Raw genomic sequence first — 17,658 nt, 5'->3', positions numbered from 1 at the left:
GGTCCCCCTCCCCGTACCGGGGAGGAGTTGTTTAGCCCCGCAACACCGCGCCCAGCTTCCCCGCCGCAGCGATCACCTTGTCCGCCACCGCTTTCAGCTCAGCATCGGTGAAGCTCTTGTCCCCCGGCTGCAACGTCACCTCGACTGCCAGGCTCTTCTGCCCGTCCTCGACGCCAGCACCCTCGAACACATCGAACAGCCGCGCATCGACGATCGTCGCCTTGTCGGCGCCCCTGACCGCGCGAACCAGATCGCCCGCCGCCATCGCGCTCGGCACCAGAAACGCGAAGTCGCGCGTGACCGCCTGCAAGGCGGGCGGGGTATAGGCCGGACGCATGAAGCCGCCGCCCTGATCCTTGCTGCGCTTGGCGGGCAATGCGTCGAGATAGAGCTCGACCGCTGCGACCGGACCCGACAGATCGAACGCCTTCAACACGCTGGGATGCACCATCCCGAACGCGGCGATGACGGTCTTCGGCCCCAGCCGCAGCGTCGCCGACTGGCCGGGATGCCAGGCGTCGCCTGCCTCGCCCATCACCTGCAAGTTCGCGATCGGCGCGCCTGCGGCTTCCAGCAGCGCCAGCGCCTCGGCCTTGGCGGCATAGGCATCGAAGGTCTTGGCCTTGCCCGCCTGCCACCCGCGCGGGGTCGCATCGCCCGCCAGCAGCACGGTCAGCGTCGCGCGCTCCTTGTCGGCCAGATAGCGCCGTCCGAGTTCGAACAACCGCACGGTCGATGCGCCGCGCTTCACGTTGCGCGCCGCTGCCGACAGCAGGCCGGGGAGCAGCGACGGCCGCATCACCTTCATGTCTTCGCTAATCGGATTGGCCAGCGTCCATGCGCCGCCGCCAAAGGCCGCGGCGTCGCTTTCCGAAATGAAGCTCCAGGTGATCGCCTCGTTCAGCCCGCGAGCTGCCGCGGTGCGCCGCATCCGACGTTCCAGCTTCTGCTCAGGTGTCGCGGTCGGCGTGGCGACGCCGGGTTTGCGGGGAAGTGGCACGGAGGGAACATTGTCCAGTCCTTCGATCCGGATCACTTCCTCGACCAGATCGGCGGAGCCTTCGACATCGCGCCGCCAGCTCGGCACGGTAACGGTCCAGTCCGCATCGACTGCAAAGCCCAGCCGCTCGAGAATGTCCTTCTGGCGGTCCGCTGCGATGGCCAGGCCGCCCAGCGTCTCGGCCCGCTGTGTATCGTAACGGATGGTGCGCGCCGTAAGCGGCGGTTCACCCGCACGCGTCACGTCGCTTGCCGTACCGCCGCAATGTTCGGTCACCAACCAGGTCGCGATGACGAGCCCTTCGTCCAGAAACGCCGGATCGACCCCTCGTTCGAACCGCTGGCGCGCGTCGCTGGTCAGGTTCAGCTTCTGTCCGGTCCGCGCGATCGCCTCGGGCGTGAAATAGGCGCATTCGATGATGATGTCGGTGGTCGCTTCGCCAACCCCCGAATCCTCGCCGCCCATGATGCCACCGATGTCGTGAACCTGGGCGTCGTCGGCGATCACCGTCATGCCTTCGTCAAGCATGTAGGTCTTGCCGTTGAGCGCGAGAACGCTTTCGCCCGCTCTCGCCTTGCGCGCGACAAGCCCGCCCGAAAGCTTGGCCTTGTCATAGACGTGCAAGGGGCGGCCCAGGTCGATCATTACGAAATTGGTGATGTCGACCAGGGTTGAGATCGGCTTTTGTCCGATCGCGATCAGGCGCTTCGTCATCCAGTCGGGCGCGGTCCCGTTGGTGACGCCGCGCACTTCCTGACCGAAGAATGCCGGGCAGCCTTCGGTGTCTTCGGTGCGGATGTCGGGGCCGGGGCCTTGCGTCGCCGCAGGCTGGACGGGCAGGCGATAGACGTCTGCCAGCGGACGCAGCGTGCCGAGCCCCGCCGCCGCCAGATCGCGGGCGATGCCACGCACGCCCATGCAATCCTGACGGTTGGGCGTGATCGCGACGTCGATAACCGGATCGTTCAGCGCGGCATAATCGGCATAGCTCTGGCCCAGCGCGCTTTCCGCTGCGGCAGGGAGTTCGATGATGCCGTCATGGTCGTCGCCCAGTTCCAGCTCGCGCGTGGAGCACATCATGCCGTACGATTCGACCCCGCGAATGGCGGAAACCTTCAGCACCATGCCGTTTGACGGCACGGTCGCGCCGGGCGTGCCGAGCACGCCGACCATTCCTGCGCGCGCATTGGGCGCGCCGCAGACGACCTGAAGCGGCTGGCCGTCGCCGGTATCGACTGACAAGACTTGCAGCTTGTCCGCCTGGGGGTGGCGTTCGGCGGTCAGAACCTTGGCGACCTTGAAGGCCGACAGCTTCTCGCCGGGGTTCTCGACGCCTTCGACTTCCAGGCCGATGCGCGTCAGGCCATCGGTGATCTGGTCGAGCGTGGCGTCGGTGTCGAGATGCTCGCGGAGCCAAGAAAAAGTGAACTTCATGCGCCGACTCCTCCCGACAGCGTGGGCACGTCGAGCGCGGAAAAGCCGTAATGTTTCAGCCAGCGCAAATCGCCGTCGAAGAAGGGCCGCAAATCGTCCATCCCGTATTTGAGCATCGCCAGACGATCGACTCCGGTGCCGAAGGCAAAGCCCTGCCACTCGTTCGGGTCCAGCCCGCACGCTTCGATGACCTTGGGATGGACCATCCCGCTGCCCAGCACTTCCATCCAGCCTTCGGAACCGCCGATCACGCGCTTTCCGTTGACGACGGAGTAACCGACATCGACCTCTGCCGAGGGCTCGGTGAAGGGGAAGTAGCTGGGGCGCAGTCGCAGGACGATGTCGTCGCGCTCGAAAAACGCCTTCAGGAACGTCTCAAGCGTCCATTTGAGGTGGCCGAGCGTGATGCCCTTGTCGATCACCAGCCCTTCGATCTGGTGGAACATCGGCGTGTGGGTCGCGTCGCTGTCGCTGCGATACACGCGGCCCGGCGCGATGATGCGGATCGGGGGTTTCTGGCTGGTCATCGTGCGGATCTGCACTGGCGACGTGTGGGTGCGCAGCACCATCGGCCGCTCATGTTCCCCCGCCAGATAGAAGGTATCGTGCATCGCGCGTGCCGGATGCGTCTCTGGAATGTTGAGCGCGGTGAAATTGTGCCAGTCGTCCTCGATCTCCGGACCTGTCGCGACCGCAAAGCCCATATCGGCGAAGATTTCGGCCAGTTCGTCCATCACCTGGCTGACGGGGTGGACCGATCCGGGCGCAACGCCGTCCACCGGCAGCGTCATGTCGATCGTCTCGGACGCCAGCTTGGCCTCGAGCGCGGACGCCGCCAGCGAAGCCTTTCGCGTCGCGATCGCAGCGGTCACCGCCTCGCGCAGCGCATGGATGCGCGCGCCGGTGGTCTGGCGCTCCTCAGCCGACATCGCCCCGAGCGATTTCAGCAGCCCGGTGATGGCACCCTGTTTGCCCAGCGCATGGACCCTCACCGATTCGAGGCCTTCAAGCCCGGCGGACGCATCGACGGAGGCAAGCAGGTCAGCCTGGAGTTGATCGAGATCGGGGGTCATCTTGTTCCTTCGTCATTCCCGCGCAGGCGGGAATCCATAATCTTGGTCGTCGCGATGGGTTCGAACCCGAACCCGATCGCCAGATCGTCCCAACCGGGATTTGCGTGCTCGATCAAATTGAGCTTCCAATCCCGATCCCATTGCTTGATCCGCTTTTCGCGGGTGATCGCCATGTCCATCGTATCGTGCATCTCGAACCACACGAGACGCATGACCCCGTATCGGGATGTGAACCCTTTGATCAACCCTTCGCGATGCTGATAGACGCGGGCGATGATGTCGCTGGTCACACCGGTGTACAGCGTCCCACATCGACCGCTTGCGAGGATATAGACGCAGGGTTGCCTGGCCAATTTCTTCTCCACCCGTCATTCCCGCGAAGGCGGGCATCCATAGCCCATGTCGTCGATCGAGCCACGAGCGTCCGAGAATATGGATTCCCGCCTGCGCGGGAATGACGGAGCTTTGCCGAAAAACAAAGGGCGCCGGTGGTTTCCCACCGACGCCCCGTGTTGCTTGCGCGCTGTCAGGTCGCTTCAGGCGGCCTGGGGCAGCGCCGCCTTCGCCTGAGCGATGATGGCGGTAAAGGCTTCGCCTTCGTGCATCGCGATATCGGCCAGAACCTTCCGGTCCAGTTCGATGCCTGCGAGCTTCAGCCCGTGCATGAACTGCGAATAGGTCAGGCCTTCGGCGCGGACGCCGGCGTTGATGCGCTGAATCCACAGACCGCGGAAGGTCCGCTTCTTCACCTTGCGGTCGCGATACGCGTACTGCCCGGCCTTTTCGACGGCCTGACGCGCGATACGGATCGTGTTCTTGCGACGGCCGCGATAGCCCTTCGCCTGATCCAGAATCCGCTTGTGCTTCGCCTTGGTGGTTACACCACGTTTCACTCGTGCCATGTCGGGCTCTCCTTACTTCAGGCCGTACGGCGCCCAGAGGCGCACGTGACCAGCATCGGATTCCGACAGCACGGAAGTGCCACGGTTTTGACGGATATATTTTGCGTTGTGGCTGATCAAACGGTGGCGCTTGCCGGCGACCCCGTGCTTGATCTTGCCGGTCGCGGTGAATTTGAAGCGCTTCTTCACACCGCTCTTGGTCTTCAGCTTGGGCATTTTCGTCTCCTTATATTCGACGATCACGAACGGCCATGGCAGCCCACACTGGCCAGGCAGTTCTGCAACTAATCGCGGAAAGGCGGTCGCGTAGCCAAAGCGGCGGTCATTTGCAACCGATTCGAGGCGATTATCGACGCTGGCCGTGGCCGTCGAAGGCAATAGGTGACAAGGGGGCAGAGGCACGCTAGCCATTCGTCCCGTGAGCCAATCTCTTCCCGCCGATACCGCTCGTGCCGAACTGGTCGGCCTGCTCGACCGCGTCGGTCAGGGCAATCGAGACGCGTTGCGCGACGTGTACGATCGCACCTCTGCGAAGCTGTTCGGCATCGCCTTGCGTATCTGCGGTGAACGGGAAGCGGCGGAAGACGTGTTGCAGGACATATACCTCAAAGTTTGGCGGCGGGCGGGACGGTTCGATGCGACGCGCGCCAGCCCGATTACCTGGCTGGCGACGATTGCGCGCAATACCGCGATCGACTGGCGGCGCGCGCATAACGGCCCGGCGATGCTGGGCGACGATGCGCTGGCGACTGTGGCGGACGACCGCGCCGGTGCCGATGTGATGGCCGAGGATGCCGAGACGCGCGCGCGCATCTTCGCGTGTATCGCGACGCTGGAGGATAAACGCGCGACCGCGATCCGCGCGGCGTTCTTCGACGGCCTGTCCTATCCGCAGCTCGCCGAACGCATGGCGGTGCCGCTGGGAACGATGAAAAGCTGGGTTCGCCGCGGATTGATCGAGTTGAAGGCGTGTTTGGGCCATGGCTGATCCCATCGAAATGAGCGATCGCGACGCGATGGCCGCCGAACTGGCGCTGGGGCTGCTCGACGGAGACGAGCGCGCGGCGGCGCTGCGGCTGCAATTGTCCGATTCCGATTTCGCGGATGCGGTAGAGGTTTGGCGTGAGCGGTTCGCACCCCTTTCCGCCGGGTTCGCGTCCTCGTCGCCGCCCGCTGCGCTATGGGCCGCGATCGAGGCACGGCTGGGTCGCGATGCCGGTCCGAACGAAGTTGCCACGATCCCGCTGACGGATACGCGGAAAGTCGGTCGCTGGCGCGCAGCCGCGATCGGTAGCAGCGCGGTGGCCGCCGTCCTGCTTGCAGCGATCATATTGCGTCCGGCTCCCGAACCGGTGATGCTGCCGTCTCCGCCGACCCCGGTCGTCGTGGAACGGCCTGTCGTCATCGCGCAATTGGCGGGCGAACCCGGCGGCGCGTTGCTCGCGGCGCGCTACAATGCCGAACCTGGCGAACTGGTGATCCGTGCGAGCGGAATGTCGCCGGGCGACCTGGCTCCGGTCCTCTGGGTCATTCCCGACGATGGCGTGCCGCGTTCGCTGGGTCTGGTCGCCGCCGACGGCACCAGCCGAGTGGCCGTCCCGGCTGTCGTGCGCCCGTTGATCGCCGATGGTGCGACGCTGGCAGTGACGCTGGAGCCCGCTGATGGCGCGCCTTACCAGGCACCCACCAGCACGCCGATCGCAGCGGGCACGATTTCGACGATCTGATCCGCATCCGACGGACGGCTTCTGCCGTAGCTCCGAGCGCTGTCCAGTCACGCGGACAGCCCACTTTAAGAGGAGCAGGCCGACCATGACTCAGTTCACCAAAGGGATTTCGCTCGCCGCCGCCGCCGCGCTGATGACCGCCACTGGCGGTTGCGCGACGATGATGGGCGACGACGCTGCGATGGCATCCGATCAGAACGTACCGATGGTCGGCGGGGCACCGATGTATCCGACGAAGAACATCATCGAAAACGCGGTCAATTCGCAGGATCACACGACGCTGGTCGCTGCGGTCAAGGCGGCGGGGCTGGTCGATACGCTGTCGGGTCCGGGGCCGTTCACCGTCTTCGCGCCGACCGATGCGGCCTTTGCGAAACTGCCCGCAGGCACGGTCGATACGCTGGTGATGCCCGCGAACAAGGCGATGCTGACCAGCATCCTGACCTATCATGTCGTACCGGGCAAATTGAGCGCCGCCGACATCGCGGCACAGGCGGCGCGCAATGGCGGAACGCTGAATTTGAGGACGGTCGCGGGCGGCATGATCGCGCTCAGCCGCGCTGGCAACGGCTGGCGGATCGTGGATGCAAAGGGCGGCACGTCGATGATCACCATCGCCGACGTCAATCAGTCCAACGGCGTGATCCACGTCGTCGATACGGTGTTGATGCCCTGAACCCATACCGGATCGGTTATCGGCACACGGCCTCCCTCCTGAGATCGTGCCGATGGCCGCTTCGGGCACGACCGGACGGTGCCCATGTTACGTTTCAGGCATCGCCAAGGTCGGCTCGAACGGGGCGGCGGAAGTTCGGGACACCCACCGGACTTTCGTCGCCTTTGTTTTGTCCGGGATCGGCTGGCGGCTAAAGTGCGGCCCAGTCGATCTCGCCATGCCGGTTGATCGTGCCGCTATGATCGGCCATCGGGTATTTCAGCCCCGTCGCACAGTTGAACAGCAGCACCCGGTCGTCGGGCGACACGCGCCCGTCCGCCAGTGCTATCCGCCACGCCGCCAGCGTCGCGCCGCCTTCGGGGCAGAGCAGCATCCCGTCCTTGCGCCCCGCATCCTCGACCGCCTGAACGATCGCCGCATCGGGCACCGCGATCGCAAAGCCGCCGCTCGCGCGCACCGCGTCGAGGATCAGGAAATCGCCGACCGCCTGCGGCACGCGAATGCCCGCGGCGACCGTATGCGCGTCTTCCCAGCGGGTCGCATGACGCTCGCCCGCATCGAATGCGCGGACGATCGGCGCGCAGCCCTCCGCCTGGACCGCGATCATGCGCGGGCGCTCCGAGCCGATCAGGCCGATCGCTTCCAGCTCGTCGAACGCCTTCCACATGCCGATCAGGCCGGTGCCGCCGCCGGTCGGATAGAAGATCACATCGGGCAATTGCCAGCCAAGCTGTTCGGCCAGTTCCAGCCCCATCGTCTTCTTGCCCTCGATTCTATAGGGTTCCTTCAGCGTCGAAAAGTCGAACCAGTCCCGCGCTTTCGCGCCCGCGGCGACCAGTTTCCCGCAATCGTCGATCAGGCCGTTGACGCGGTACACGCGGGCACCCTGTGCGGCGATCTCGCGCACGTTGATCTCGGGCGTGTCGTCGGGGCAAAAAATCACCGCCTCGATCCCCGCGCGCGTGGCATAGGCGGCTGCTGCCGCGCCCGCATTGCCATTGGTCGGCATCGCGAGCGTGGTCACGCCCAGTTCCTTGGCCATCGAAATCGCCATCACCAGCCCGCGCGCCTTGAACGATCCGGTGGGGAGGCGCCCTTCGTCCTTGACCAGCAGGCTGGTCGCACCGGCTTCGCGCGCGATGCGGTCCAGCGAGATCAGCGGCGTCGCATTTTCGCCGAGCGACACGATGTTCGCCTTGTCGCGCACCGGCAGCAGTTCGCGGTAACGCCACAGATCGGCAGGGCGCGACTCCAGCGTTTCCCGCGTCATCGCCTTTGCCGCCGCCGGCAGATCATAGCGAACGAGCAGCGGCCGTCCGACGCGCGACAGGCCGTGCAGCCGGTCGGCTTCGTACCGTTCCCCCGTCATCGAACATTCGAGATGCGTGACGAAGGTCGCGCGATCGGCAGTCAGGTTATCGTTGTGCATGGAAATCCTCACTCCGCGCGTTCGGCGCGCCATCCGGCCGCAGCAGCCACGGGTGCTTGGGGGTCGGGGGTAATCGTGCGGTCGCCGACGATGGCGTGATAGGCGACGCCGCCCGCGGTGAAGCTCAGCCGGTCGCCGCTCAGCCGCGCCATCGAAAGCGTGTCGCTGCCCAGCGCGCCGGTGATGCGGCTGTAGCGTTGTTCGATGTCGAGCATCGCGAACGTGCCGTCCGCGCGGACCAATCGCCATTCGCCGCCCGCCACTGCGGGAATCGTCCACATATAGACATTCTTCTCCGCGATCCGCTCATGTTCGTCGGGCGGCCAGTCGCCCATGTCGAACGCATGGCTGACGACGCGCGTGCCGGGCCGCATCTCGGTGAGCAATTTCGGCCGAAGCTGCTCGTTGATCTGGGGCAACAGATACAGCGTGACGACATCGGCCTCGCGCAGCGACACCGCGAACAGATCGTCGCGGACGAACCGCGCATTGTCCTTCTGCCCCGCCATCTCCGCATTCATCCGCGCGCGTGAGACGAGGCGCGGATTGATCTCAACCCCCATCGCCTGCGCCCCGCGCTTCGCCGCCGCGATCGCGATCCGCCCGTCACCCGACCCGAGATCGATCAACCGTTCGCCGGGTGCGAGCTTCGCCATGTCCAGCATCCCCTCGACCACCGCCTCGGGCGTCGGGACATAGGGGACGACCGGATCGTCCTGCGTCGCTTGTGCGGTGCGGGCGATGATGGCGAGCGGAGCGGCAAGCGCGATCAGGGCAGCTGCGGCAATCAGCGGTTTAAGCGGGAACTTCATGGGCACCATCGTGGCCGATCCCCGTGCCGCATACAACCGCGGGAACCGGTCGACCCCGCGCGGGGTTGGACCGACGATGCGCGCCTTTGCCGACCTTCTCGATCGCCTGATCTACACGCGATCGCGCAATACCAAGCTGACGTTGATCGCCGATTATTTGCGAAGCACACCCGATCCCGACCGGGGTTGGGCGCTTGCGGCCCTGACCGGCGCGGTCGATATCCCGGCGGTCAAATCTTCGACCATCCGCGGGCTGATCATGGAGCGGGTCGATCCGACGCTGTTCGCGATGAGCCGAGATTTCGTCGGAGATACCGCGGAGACGGTGGCGCTGCTCTGGCCCGAGCCGATCACGCTGCCCGCCGAGGATGCGCCGGTGCTGACGGTGACGCAGGTGATCGAAACCCTGTCTGCTGCCTCGCGCGCCGAAGCCCCCGCGCTAGTCGCCGCGATGCTCGACCGGCTCGATTCCGACGAGCGCTACGCATTGCTCAAACTCGCCACCGGAGGCTTACGCGTTGGCGTGTCGGCGCGACTGGCGAAGACCGCCTTCGCGCAGGCCTTCGCGCTTGACGTCGATGCGGTCGAGGAGGTGTGGCACGCACTCGATGCGCCCTATCCCGAACTGTTCGATTGGGCGGAAGGGCGCAGCGAACAGCCCAGCGCCACCGACCTGCCGGTGTTCCGACCGTTCATGCTCGCCCATCCGCTGGAGGAATTGCGCGTCGATCTCGCGGATTATGTCGCCGAATGGAAATGGGACGGCATCCGCGTGCAGATGGTGCATGTCGGCGGCGAGACGCGGCTCTACAGCCGCGCGGGCGACGACATCACCGGCAGCTTCCCCGACGTCGCCGCGGCGTTCAGCGCGCCCGGGGTGGTGGACGGCGAGCTGCTGGTAAAGGGCGAGACGCAGGGCGGGGAAGCCGCCAGCTTCAACGCGCTGCAACAGCGTCTGGGGCGAAAGACCGTGTCGGCCAAGATGCTGGCCGACTATCCCGCGTTCGTACGCGTCTATGACCTGTTGTTCGACGGTGCAGAGGATGTGCGCGCGAAATCCTGGACCGAGCGCCGCGCGCGGCTGGAGGCGTTTGCGATAGGGCTCGATCCCGACCGGTTCGATCTGTCGCGGGTGATCGAGGCGGCGGATTTCGATGCGCTCGCAACCATTCGCGATGGCGCGCGCGATGCCGCGATCGAGGGGGTGATGCTCAAACGGCGCGACAGCCCCTATGTCGCCGGGCGGCGCGTCGGACTGTGGTACAAATGGAAACGCGATCCGCTGAACGCCGATTGCGTGATGATGTACGCCCAGCGCGGGTCGGGCAAACGATCGAGCTTCTACAGCGACTATACCTTTGGCTGCTGGACCGAGGACGGGCAGTTGCTCCCCGTCGGCAAGGCCTATTCGGGGTTCACCGACGAGGAGCTGAAATGGCTCGACCGCTTCGTGCGCCAGAACACGGTCAATCGCTTCGGACCGGTGCGCGAGGTGGACAAGACGCTGGTGCTGGAGGTGGCGTTCGATTCGATCCACCGGTCGGCGCGGCACAAATCGGGGCTGGCGATGCGCTTCCCGAGGATCAGCCGCATCCGCCGCGACAAGCCTGCCGCAGAGGCCGACCGGATCGAGACGCTTGAACGGATGATCGGGTGACATTCGCTTCGACGGGAACGGGTGTTTCCCTCGGTCGTCATTGCGAGCGCAGCGAAGCAACCCAGCGGCGACATGCGGGGGATTGGATTGCTTCGCTACGCTCGCAATGACGGGAGGGCTGCATCCAGACCAACGCGCTTCGAAGTCCCGTGAATCATGGCAGCGTTAGCTGCACCACCTGCCCCCTGGCATCCGCAAACACCCGCGCGCTTCCGCCCAGCGCCGCCGCCAGCGCATCGAGCGGCGACAGGTCGATTTCTGCCACACCGCCATCGTCCGCCGCCTCGATCCGCGTCGCGCCACTGTCGGGGTCGACATATGCCCGCAGCCCCAGTCGTCCGCCGCGATCGGGTAGGCGGTCGAGCGCGATGCCCAGCATCATGTCGGTCGCCCGCCGCGTCAGGTCGAGCGGCGCGGAGGGGCGCGGGAGCGGCGAGGACAATCGTTGCTCGACTGCGATGCCGCGCCGATCGATCTCGCCGCGATGGTCGGCCAGCGCATCATGAAAAAGCGTAGCGATATCGATCGCCTGCCGCTTCGAAATCGGCGCGCCTAGTGCCAGCGCCATACGGTCGACCGCCTCCCAGTCCGCCTCGCTCGCTTGCCCGCGCATTTGCCCGAGCCGTGCGCGCAGGGCGTGCGCTAGGCCGGGTGTCAGGGCCGTCGCGCTCGCCGCTGCCGGCTCCCGCACGCCATTCCCCAACATGTCCGCCACGCGGTTCACCCCGCGCGCCACCGCGCCGATCTCGTCGTTCCGCCCTTCCTCGGCACGCGCCTCGCGGTCGCCATCCGCCAGCCGCGCCAGCACGTCCGACAATTGCCGCAACGGGCGGAACAGGTCGGACGATAGATAAGCCGCGATCAACAGCATCAGCGCGATGACGCTGATCGCGCCGATCGCCAGCATCACCTGCGCGGTTTCGCGCAAGCCTCGGGTTTCACGCGCGATCCCCTCGCGAATCGCCAGATCGGCCTCGACCGCGGCGACGGTGATCGCGCGGAAACGGGCGAGATCCTTGGTATCCACCTCGTCGTCGGCCAGTTGGATCGCGGCGGTGCGATCGACGGGCACCAGGTCGAACACGCGCCGTCCGCTCGTCACCAGTTCGACATGCGCGGCGCGGACGCGGGCGACTTCGTTCCGTTCGGCTTGCGTGTCGGCAAGCGCGGCCCAGGCGCGGAAATCGCGGGTCGCGGGCTCCAGGGCGGCCTCGAAATCGGCGCGCGCATCGACATGGTCGCCGGTCAGCCCGTCATCGACTTCCTTCAGCGCCTGAAACGTGCTGGCCCGCACGCTTTGGAGGAGCAGGCTGCGCTGGAAATGCATCTCCATCTCGGCATTCGCCGCTTGCCATCGGAATGTCGTGAACACGGCGACGCCGATGACCAGCAGCGCGATCGCCGCCAGCCCGGCGAAACTCGCGATCAATTTGGTGCGGAGCGACATAGTCTTGGTGTTCACAATGCCAGCCCCACATGCTGCCAGTAGAGAAAATAGAACCCGATCATCAGCACCGCGTGCAGCGGCAGCATCACCGACGACAGCCGTAGCAGATCGGCGGGTGCCCAGGTTTCGCGGTCGATCTCCTGGAACAGCAGCAGCGCTTTCGAACTGACCGGAAAGGTCAGGCAGTAATCCATGCCGACGGTGGCGATGAACATCACCGCGATCATGTTGAGGTCGAGCGCACCGGCCAGATAGAGCAGGGGCGGGATCAGCGCGGCGGCCCGCGCGGCGTGCGAGGTGAGGTAGAGGTGAGAGGTCAATGTCAGCACCGACAGCCCGGCCACGACGACCAGCGGCGACCCACCATCGTTCAGCCCCGATGCCTCGAACATCCGGTCGATCAGCCATTTCGCCGCGCCGGTTTCGATCAGCGCTTCGCCGAGCACGAGTGCCGCGCCGACGAAGAAAATGAGGTTCCAGCTCACCGCCTTCAGCCCCGCTTTCCAACTGATCACGCCGATGCCGGGCGCGGTCAGCAGGAAACCGCCCGCAATCGCGACGGTGGCGATCTCCAGCGGGTGAACGCCTTCGGTCATCCAAAGCCCGACCATCGCGACGATGACCGCGAGCGTCTGCCATTCGGCGCGGCTGAACGGGGTGCGGGCGGCGTCGCCCAGCGTCACCACGCGGCGGCGGGTCTCGGCGTCGAGGAACAGGCGGCCGACGACCCATCCGGTCGCCAGGCTCGCGATCACGCCAAAAGGCATGCCATAGAGCATCCACTCGCCGAACCCGATCGATTGGTCGGTCACTTCGTCGAGCAGGTCGTTGGCGATCAGATGCGATCCCGCACCGACCAGGCTGGCGATGGTCGATACCAGAATGATGGCGGGGATCAGCAGCGCCAGCGCGCGCGTCACCGCCTTGTCGCCCGCCGCATCGGCCAGCCGGTGGAACATCGGCAGCACCACGGCGGCGCGGCCCGAGGTGGAGGGGATCAGGAACGCCAGCGGGATCAGCGCGGCGGTGATCCGCCAGATCAGGCTGCCGACGCTCGCCTGCCGTCCGGCGACCGCGCTGGTCATTCGCGTCGCAAGGCCACTGGTCTGCACCGCCGCGCCCAGCATGAATGCACCGATCATCAGCCAGATCACATCGGCCTCCAGCGCCTCGAACAGATCCTCCTGCTCGATCGCGCCGGTCAGCGACAGGAACAAGGCCGCGCCCAGCGCCACATAGGCGGCGTTCAACTTGGTGAAGGTCCACAGGATCGCCGCCGCACCGAAGGCGAACAGCGCCAGCCGGGCCGGGGCCTCGACTTCGCGGGGCAGGAAAACCGCCAGGCTGAGCGCAACCATCAGCACCAGCACCGGCATCGCGCCGATTACCCAGCCGAAATCGCGGGTGCTGGTGCGCGGTGGTCGTGCTTCGCGAGCGCGCGCCGCCTCGACGGGGGCGAATAGGTCGGGCGGCGCGTCAGCCACGTGTGGCGGCACCCAATGCCATCCCGGCGATGAAGGTCCGCACGACATGTTCGGCCATCAGCGTCACTTGTTCGCGGGTATGCTCGATCGCCTCTGCCAGCGTCTGCGGCTTTTCGACGGTCGAGAAATAGGCGCAGACGCCGTGGTTCAGCACGACTTCGGCGCGCTCGCCGACGGTGCCCGCCAGCACGATCACCGGCTTGCCCGCCGCCCGCCCGCGCATGCCGATCTCTGCCGGAATCTTGCCGCGTGCGGTCTTGAAATCGACACCCCCCTCGGCGGTGATGACCAGATCGCACTCGGCAATCGCGGCATCGACATCGAAATAGGGAAACAGCGCGTCGAATCGAGAAATCAGTCGCGCCCCGAGCAACGCGTGCAGTCCCGCGCCGACGCCGCCCGATGCGCCACCGCCTGGAATCGTGCGTACATCGTTTCCGCAATCGCGCTCGATGATGTCGGCATAACGGTCCAGCCCGGCGGCGAGCGCCTCGACTTCCTCCGGTGATGCGCCCTTTTGCGGGCCGAACAGCCGCGCGACGCCGTCGGGGCCGGTCAGCACATTGGCGATGTTGCACGCCACTTCAAAATCGGTCGCGGCGATCCGCGGGTCGAGGCGCGATAGGTCGATTCGGTCGAGATCGCCAAGGCCGACTCCGCCTTGCGCAATCTCCTCGCCGTTCGCATCCAGGAACCGCGCACCCAAGGCTCGCGCCAGTCCCATGCCGCCGTCATTCACCCCCGAATCACCGCAGCCGATGACGATGCGTTCCGCGCCTTGGTCGATCGCCGCGAGGACCAGTTCACCGACCCCGCGCGTCGTCGTCCGCATCGGATCGCGCCGGTCGGACGGCACATGGCGCAGCCCCGCCGCGGCAGCGAGTTCGACCACCGCCGTCGGGCGATCGCTGTTGCCCAGCATCGCGAAATGCGAATCGATCGCCTCACCCACCGGCCCGGTGACGCGGACGCCATGGATCGTTCCACCGGTGATCCGCGCCATCGTCCGCGCGGTGCCCTCGCCGCCATCGGCCAGCGGAAGTTCGACGACATGCACCCGGTCGGACGCGGCGCGCACGCCCGCCGCAATCGCCGACGCGACGCTTTCTGCGTCAAGGCTCTCCTTATAGCCCGATGGTGCCACGAGCAGCCTGAGCATCGTCCCCTCTTTCCGTATCGACGCGGTTACGGATGCGTAACCACGAAGCGGGCGGGAAGTTGCTTCAGATCAAGTGAACCGGAGATGGCCGGGAAATCGGTTTCCGGGTTGGCTTGTCCCTCATGCAAAGCTTGAAACGCTTGTGAACAGCCGCGCTCCTGCGAAAGCAGGAGCGTTGGCCCAGGGGCGGTCGCCAATCCAGCCACCGCTCCTACTTTCACAGGCGCACAAATTGCTGTGGCGCAACCTCCGCACCAAAACAAAAGGCCCGGCCGTCACGATGGACGACCGGGCCTGATGTTTCAGCCGTTCTGGCGTGGAGCGTTATTGCTCGTTGGTCAGGTTCACGGCGGCATGCTTGCCGCGGCGATCGACTTCGATTTCGAAACCGAGACGGTCGCCTTCGTTGAGCGTCGGCATCCCTGCACGTTCGACGGCAGAGATATGGACGAACGCATCGGGCTGTCCGTCGTCGCGCTGAATGAAGCCGAAGCCCTTCATCGCATTGAAGAATTTGACGGTGCCCGTCGCCTTCTCACCGGTAAGCTGCCGCTGGGGTCCACCGCGGTCGCCGCCGCCGAAGCCGCCACGGTCACCACCACGCTCGCCACCGAACCCGCCTTCGCGCGGTTCACGCGGGGCGCGTTCCTCGACGGCCATCGGTTCACCATCGATTTTCAGGTCGGTGGCAGAAATACGACCGCCGCGATCGACGAGCGTGAAGCCCATCGGCTGGCCTTCGGCAAGACCGGTCAGGCCCGCCTGCTCGACGGCCGAGATATGAACGAATACATCTTCGCCGCCGTCATCGCGCACGACGAAGCCAAAGCCCTTTTGCGCGTTGAAGAACTTTACGATCCCGGTTGCTTCGCCAACAACTTGGGGAGGCATCCCGCGACCGCCACCGAAGCCGCCACCGCCGCTCGGTGCGCCACCACCACGGAAACCGCCGCCACCGCCACCGCCGCCGAACCGGTCGCCGCCGCCACCACCGCCGAATCGGTCGCCGCCGCCAAAGCCGCCGCCGCCACCGCCGAAGCGATCACCGCCGCCGCCGAAACCGCCGCGGTCGCCGAAGCCACCACCACCGCCATTATCGTCGCCGCCGAAACTATCGCGCTTGTCCCTGCCGCGCCCGCCGCGTTCGCCGCGGCGCCCTCGATCAAAACTCATTGCCCTGTTCGTCTTCCCGCTCGCCCAATTCGTCACCTGAAGCACCGACGTCGGACGACGAACGCAGGTCTCCGGACGCTCAAACAAAGTGCGCCACGACTCAGCCTTATCCCAAAAACAACAGGTTCGCGAATGATTTTGTCGATTCGCCGCAGGGTCGCACGTCGTATCTTGCGCATTCGTGGCGGAAACGGCACAGCCTGCCGCCTATGGACGAAATCATGATGTTGCTGTCGGACCCTGCAGCCTGGGCCGCACTGATCACCCTAATCGTGCTTGAGGTCGTTCTCGGCATCGACAACCTGATTTTCATTTCGATTCTGTCGAACAAATTGCCCGAGCATCAGCGGCAAAAGGCTCGGCGAATCGGTATCGCACTGGCGCTGATCATGCGCCTGGCATTGTTGTCGATGATCGCGTTCATCATTTCGCTGACCACGCCGGTGTTCGATTTGGGGTGGCAGGGGCCACTCAACGAATATGGCCAGCCTGCTTTCGAAACGAGCTTTTCGTGGCGCGACCTGATCCTGATCGCCGGTGGTTTGTTCCTGGTGTGGAAGGCGACCAAGGAAGTCCATCACACGATGGACGTCGAACAGACCGGCGAAACTCTCGACAAAAAGGGCAAGGTCGCACTGTCCTTCGGCTCGGCCATCTTTCAGATCATCCTGCTCGACATGGTGTTCTCGATCGATTCGATCCTGACTGCGGTCGGCATGACCGACCATGTGCCGATCATGATGACCGCGGTGATCATCACCGTCATCGTCATGCTGGTCGCCGCCGATCCGCTCGCCAATTTCATCAAGGACAACCCGACCGTCGTCATGCTGGCGCTGGGCTTCCTGCTGATGATCGGCGCGGTGCTGATCGCCGACGGCTTCGGCGTGCATGTGCCAAAGGGCTATATCTATGCGGCGATGGCGTTCTCTGCACTGGTCGAGGGGCTCAACATCTTCTCGCGCCGTTCGCGTGCCAGAAAGATGGCCGCGCGCGGTGAAGCGCCTGTCGTTAACGACGGCCATTGAGCGTTCATCCCGAAGCGTCTAGGCGCTTCGGGATGGCTGTATATTTCCACGAAGAAGACCTGCCCGAAGGCGTGCTCGCCGATGGCCCCGTTGCCGTCGATACAGAGACGATGGGGCTGAACACCCCGCGCGACCGGTTGTGCCTGGTCCAGATTTCGGACGGCAACGGCGACGAGCATCTGGTGCGGTTTTCGCCCGATTCGGAGTATGACGCGCCCAATCTGAAGGCGGTGCTCGACGATCCGGCGCGGCTGAAGCTGTATCACTTCGCGCGCTTCGATCTGGCCGCGATCCAGTTCTACCTCGATGTCGATGCCTCGCCGGTTTACTGCACCAAGATCGCCTCGCGGCTGGTGCGCACCTATACCGACCGGCACGGCCTGAAGGAATTGGTCCGCGAACTGGTTGGTGCCGAACTGTCCAAGGTTCAGCAGTCGTCCGACTGGGGCGCGCCCGAGATCAGCGACGCGCAGCGCGAATATGCCGCGTCCGACGTGCGCTATCTGCACCGGATGAAGGAAGAACTCGACAAGCGCCTGATCCGCGAAGGCCGGATGGAACTGGCGCAGGCCTGTTTCGACTTCCTGCCCGCGCGCGCGGTGCTCGACCTCGAAGGCTGGCCTGAAACCGATATCTTCGCCCACGCGTAGCTGAACC

17 protein-coding genes are annotated in these 17,658 nt (G+C 65.4%); 6 read left to right on the top strand and 11 right to left on the bottom strand.

Annotation, left to right across the window (positions count from 1 at the left end; translation table 11 throughout):
- Positions 1-31: 31 nt before the first annotated feature.
- The 5 genes from pheT to rpmI form a co-directional block, all read right to left on the bottom strand.
- Positions 32-2,434, bottom strand: coding sequence for a phenylalanine--tRNA ligase subunit beta (gene pheT / locus ENHY17A_RS04100; protein ID WP_159710320.1), 2,403 nt, complete (start codon positions 2,432-2,434; stop codon positions 32-34).
- Entirely contained in the window at positions 2,431-3,507 is a 1,077-nt protein-coding gene (gene pheS / locus ENHY17A_RS04095; RefSeq protein ID WP_159710318.1) for a phenylalanine--tRNA ligase subunit alpha, read from the bottom strand. Before pheS ends, pheT begins: the two co-directional genes overlap by 4 nt.
- A complete protein-coding gene (locus ENHY17A_RS04090) occupies positions 3,504-3,860 on the bottom strand; it encodes a GIY-YIG nuclease family protein (RefSeq protein ID WP_159710316.1) in 357 nt (118 codons plus the stop codon). The genes pheS and ENHY17A_RS04090 overlap by 4 nt, the downstream gene beginning before the upstream one ends.
- A gap of 183 nt (positions 3,861-4,043) precedes the next feature.
- Positions 4,044-4,409: a 50S ribosomal protein L20 gene (gene rplT / locus ENHY17A_RS04085; protein WP_159710314.1), complete on the bottom strand. Its 366-nt coding sequence runs from the start codon at positions 4,407-4,409 to the stop codon at positions 4,044-4,046.
- A gap of 12 nt (positions 4,410-4,421) precedes the next feature.
- Positions 4,422-4,625, bottom strand: a complete 204-nt coding sequence (rpmI, locus tag ENHY17A_RS04080; RefSeq protein ID WP_159710312.1) for a 50S ribosomal protein L35 — start codon at positions 4,623-4,625, stop codon at positions 4,422-4,424.
- 202 nt (positions 4,626-4,827) lie between these two features.
- Between rpmI and ENHY17A_RS04075 the strand changes: the two genes are divergently transcribed.
- The 3 genes from ENHY17A_RS04075 (at position 4,828) to ENHY17A_RS04065 (ending at position 6,812) form a co-directional block, all read left to right on the top strand.
- Complete coding sequence (locus ENHY17A_RS04075; RefSeq protein ID WP_159710310.1) at positions 4,828-5,397, top strand: sigma-70 family RNA polymerase sigma factor; 570 nt, start codon at positions 4,828-4,830, stop codon at positions 5,395-5,397.
- The gene (locus ENHY17A_RS04070) at positions 5,390-6,136 is read left to right on the top strand and encodes an anti-sigma factor (protein WP_159710308.1); all 747 of its coding nucleotides are present in this window, start codon (positions 5,390-5,392) and stop codon (positions 6,134-6,136) included. Before ENHY17A_RS04075 ends, ENHY17A_RS04070 begins: the two co-directional genes overlap by 8 nt.
- An 85-nt stretch (positions 6,137-6,221) precedes the next feature.
- Positions 6,222-6,812, top strand: coding sequence for a fasciclin domain-containing protein (locus tag ENHY17A_RS04065; protein ID WP_201296337.1), 591 nt, complete (start codon positions 6,222-6,224; stop codon positions 6,810-6,812).
- Positions 6,813-7,002: 190 nt separating this feature from the next.
- Here the strand turns inward: ENHY17A_RS04065 and ENHY17A_RS04060 are convergent, their stop codons facing one another.
- Both ENHY17A_RS04060 and ENHY17A_RS04055 read right to left on the bottom strand, forming a co-directional pair.
- A complete protein-coding gene (locus ENHY17A_RS04060) occupies positions 7,003-8,241 on the bottom strand; it encodes a threonine synthase (protein ID WP_159710306.1) in 1,239 nt (412 codons plus the stop codon).
- 8 nt (positions 8,242-8,249) lie between these two features.
- Complete coding sequence (locus ENHY17A_RS04055; RefSeq protein WP_159710304.1) at positions 8,250-9,053, bottom strand: methyltransferase domain-containing protein; 804 nt, start codon at positions 9,051-9,053, stop codon at positions 8,250-8,252.
- 76 nt (positions 9,054-9,129) lie between these two features.
- Between ENHY17A_RS04055 and ENHY17A_RS04050 the strand changes: the two genes are divergently transcribed.
- On the top strand, positions 9,130-10,710 hold the full coding sequence (locus ENHY17A_RS04050; RefSeq protein ID WP_159714109.1) for a cisplatin damage response ATP-dependent DNA ligase: 1,581 nt from the start codon (positions 9,130-9,132) through the stop codon (positions 10,708-10,710).
- Positions 10,711-10,864: 154 nt separating this feature from the next.
- On the opposite strand, the gene ENHY17A_RS04045 is transcribed toward ENHY17A_RS04050, so the two are convergent.
- From ENHY17A_RS04045 to ENHY17A_RS14865, 4 genes are all read right to left on the bottom strand, one after another.
- Positions 10,865-12,172, bottom strand: coding sequence for a HAMP domain-containing protein (locus tag ENHY17A_RS04045; RefSeq protein WP_159710302.1), 1,308 nt, complete (start codon positions 12,170-12,172; stop codon positions 10,865-10,867).
- Positions 12,169-13,641 (bottom strand): SLC13 family permease, encoded by a 1,473-nt coding sequence (locus ENHY17A_RS04040; protein WP_201296336.1) that lies wholly within the window; start codon positions 13,639-13,641, stop codon positions 12,169-12,171. The genes ENHY17A_RS04045 and ENHY17A_RS04040 overlap by 4 nt, the downstream gene beginning before the upstream one ends.
- Positions 13,634-14,800, bottom strand: coding sequence for a glycerate kinase family protein (locus tag ENHY17A_RS04035; RefSeq protein ID WP_159710300.1), 1,167 nt, complete (start codon positions 14,798-14,800; stop codon positions 13,634-13,636). The genes ENHY17A_RS04040 and ENHY17A_RS04035 overlap by 8 nt, the downstream gene beginning before the upstream one ends.
- A gap of 324 nt (positions 14,801-15,124) precedes the next feature.
- A complete protein-coding gene (locus ENHY17A_RS14865) occupies positions 15,125-15,973 on the bottom strand; it encodes a cold-shock protein (RefSeq protein WP_159710298.1) in 849 nt (282 codons plus the stop codon).
- A 209-nt stretch (positions 15,974-16,182) separates the two neighbouring features.
- Between ENHY17A_RS14865 and ENHY17A_RS04025 the strand changes: the two genes are divergently transcribed.
- Complete coding sequence (locus tag ENHY17A_RS04025) at positions 16,183-17,001, top strand: TerC family protein (RefSeq protein WP_159710296.1); 819 nt, start codon at positions 16,183-16,185, stop codon at positions 16,999-17,001.
- Positions 17,002-17,033: 32 nt separating this feature from the next.
- On the top strand, positions 17,034-17,651 hold the full coding sequence (locus ENHY17A_RS04020; protein ID WP_159710294.1) for a ribonuclease D: 618 nt from the start codon (positions 17,034-17,036) through the stop codon (positions 17,649-17,651).
- The last annotated feature ends 7 nt before the right edge of the window (positions 17,652-17,658 follow it).

This window comes from Sphingomonas sp. AX6 (assembly GCF_902506605.1).
Taxonomy (GTDB): Bacteria; Pseudomonadota; Alphaproteobacteria; order Sphingomonadales; family Sphingomonadaceae; genus Sphingomonas.
This window is presented reverse-complemented; position numbering and strand designations above follow the sequence as displayed.

Excerpts from the sequence above, each read along its gene's own strand:
- pheT (WP_159710320.1), bottom strand. The coding sequence starts at position 2,434 with ATGAAGTTCACTTTTTCTTGGCTCCGCGAGCATCTCGACACCGACGCC.
- pheS (WP_159710318.1), bottom strand. The coding sequence starts at position 3,507 with ATGACCCCCGATCTCGATCAACTCCAGGCTGACCTGCTTGCCTCCGTC.
- rplT (WP_159710314.1), bottom strand. The coding sequence starts at position 4,409 with ATGGCACGAGTGAAACGTGGTGTAACCACCAAGGCGAAGCACAAGCGG.
- rpmI (WP_159710312.1), bottom strand. The coding sequence starts at position 4,625 with ATGCCCAAGCTGAAGACCAAGAGCGGTGTGAAGAAGCGCTTCAAATTC.
- ENHY17A_RS04070 (WP_159710308.1), top strand. The coding sequence starts at position 5,390 with ATGGCTGATCCCATCGAAATGAGCGATCGCGACGCGATGGCCGCCGAA.
- ENHY17A_RS04065 (WP_201296337.1), top strand. The coding sequence starts at position 6,222 with ATGACTCAGTTCACCAAAGGGATTTCGCTCGCCGCCGCCGCCGCGCTG.
- ENHY17A_RS04060 (WP_159710306.1), bottom strand. The coding sequence starts at position 8,241 with ATGCACAACGATAACCTGACTGCCGATCGCGCGACCTTCGTCACGCAT.
- ENHY17A_RS04055 (WP_159710304.1), bottom strand. The coding sequence starts at position 9,053 with ATGAAGTTCCCGCTTAAACCGCTGATTGCCGCAGCTGCCCTGATCGCG.
- ENHY17A_RS04050 (WP_159714109.1), top strand. The coding sequence starts at position 9,130 with ATGCGCGCCTTTGCCGACCTTCTCGATCGCCTGATCTACACGCGATCG.
- ENHY17A_RS04035 (WP_159710300.1), bottom strand. The coding sequence starts at position 14,800 with ATGCTCAGGCTGCTCGTGGCACCATCGGGCTATAAGGAGAGCCTTGAC.
- ENHY17A_RS14865 (WP_159710298.1), bottom strand. The coding sequence starts at position 15,973 with ATGAGTTTTGATCGAGGGCGCCGCGGCGAACGCGGCGGGCGCGGCAGG.
- ENHY17A_RS04025 (WP_159710296.1), top strand. The coding sequence starts at position 16,183 with ATGGACGAAATCATGATGTTGCTGTCGGACCCTGCAGCCTGGGCCGCA.
- ENHY17A_RS04020 (WP_159710294.1), top strand. The coding sequence starts at position 17,034 with ATGGCTGTATATTTCCACGAAGAAGACCTGCCCGAAGGCGTGCTCGCC.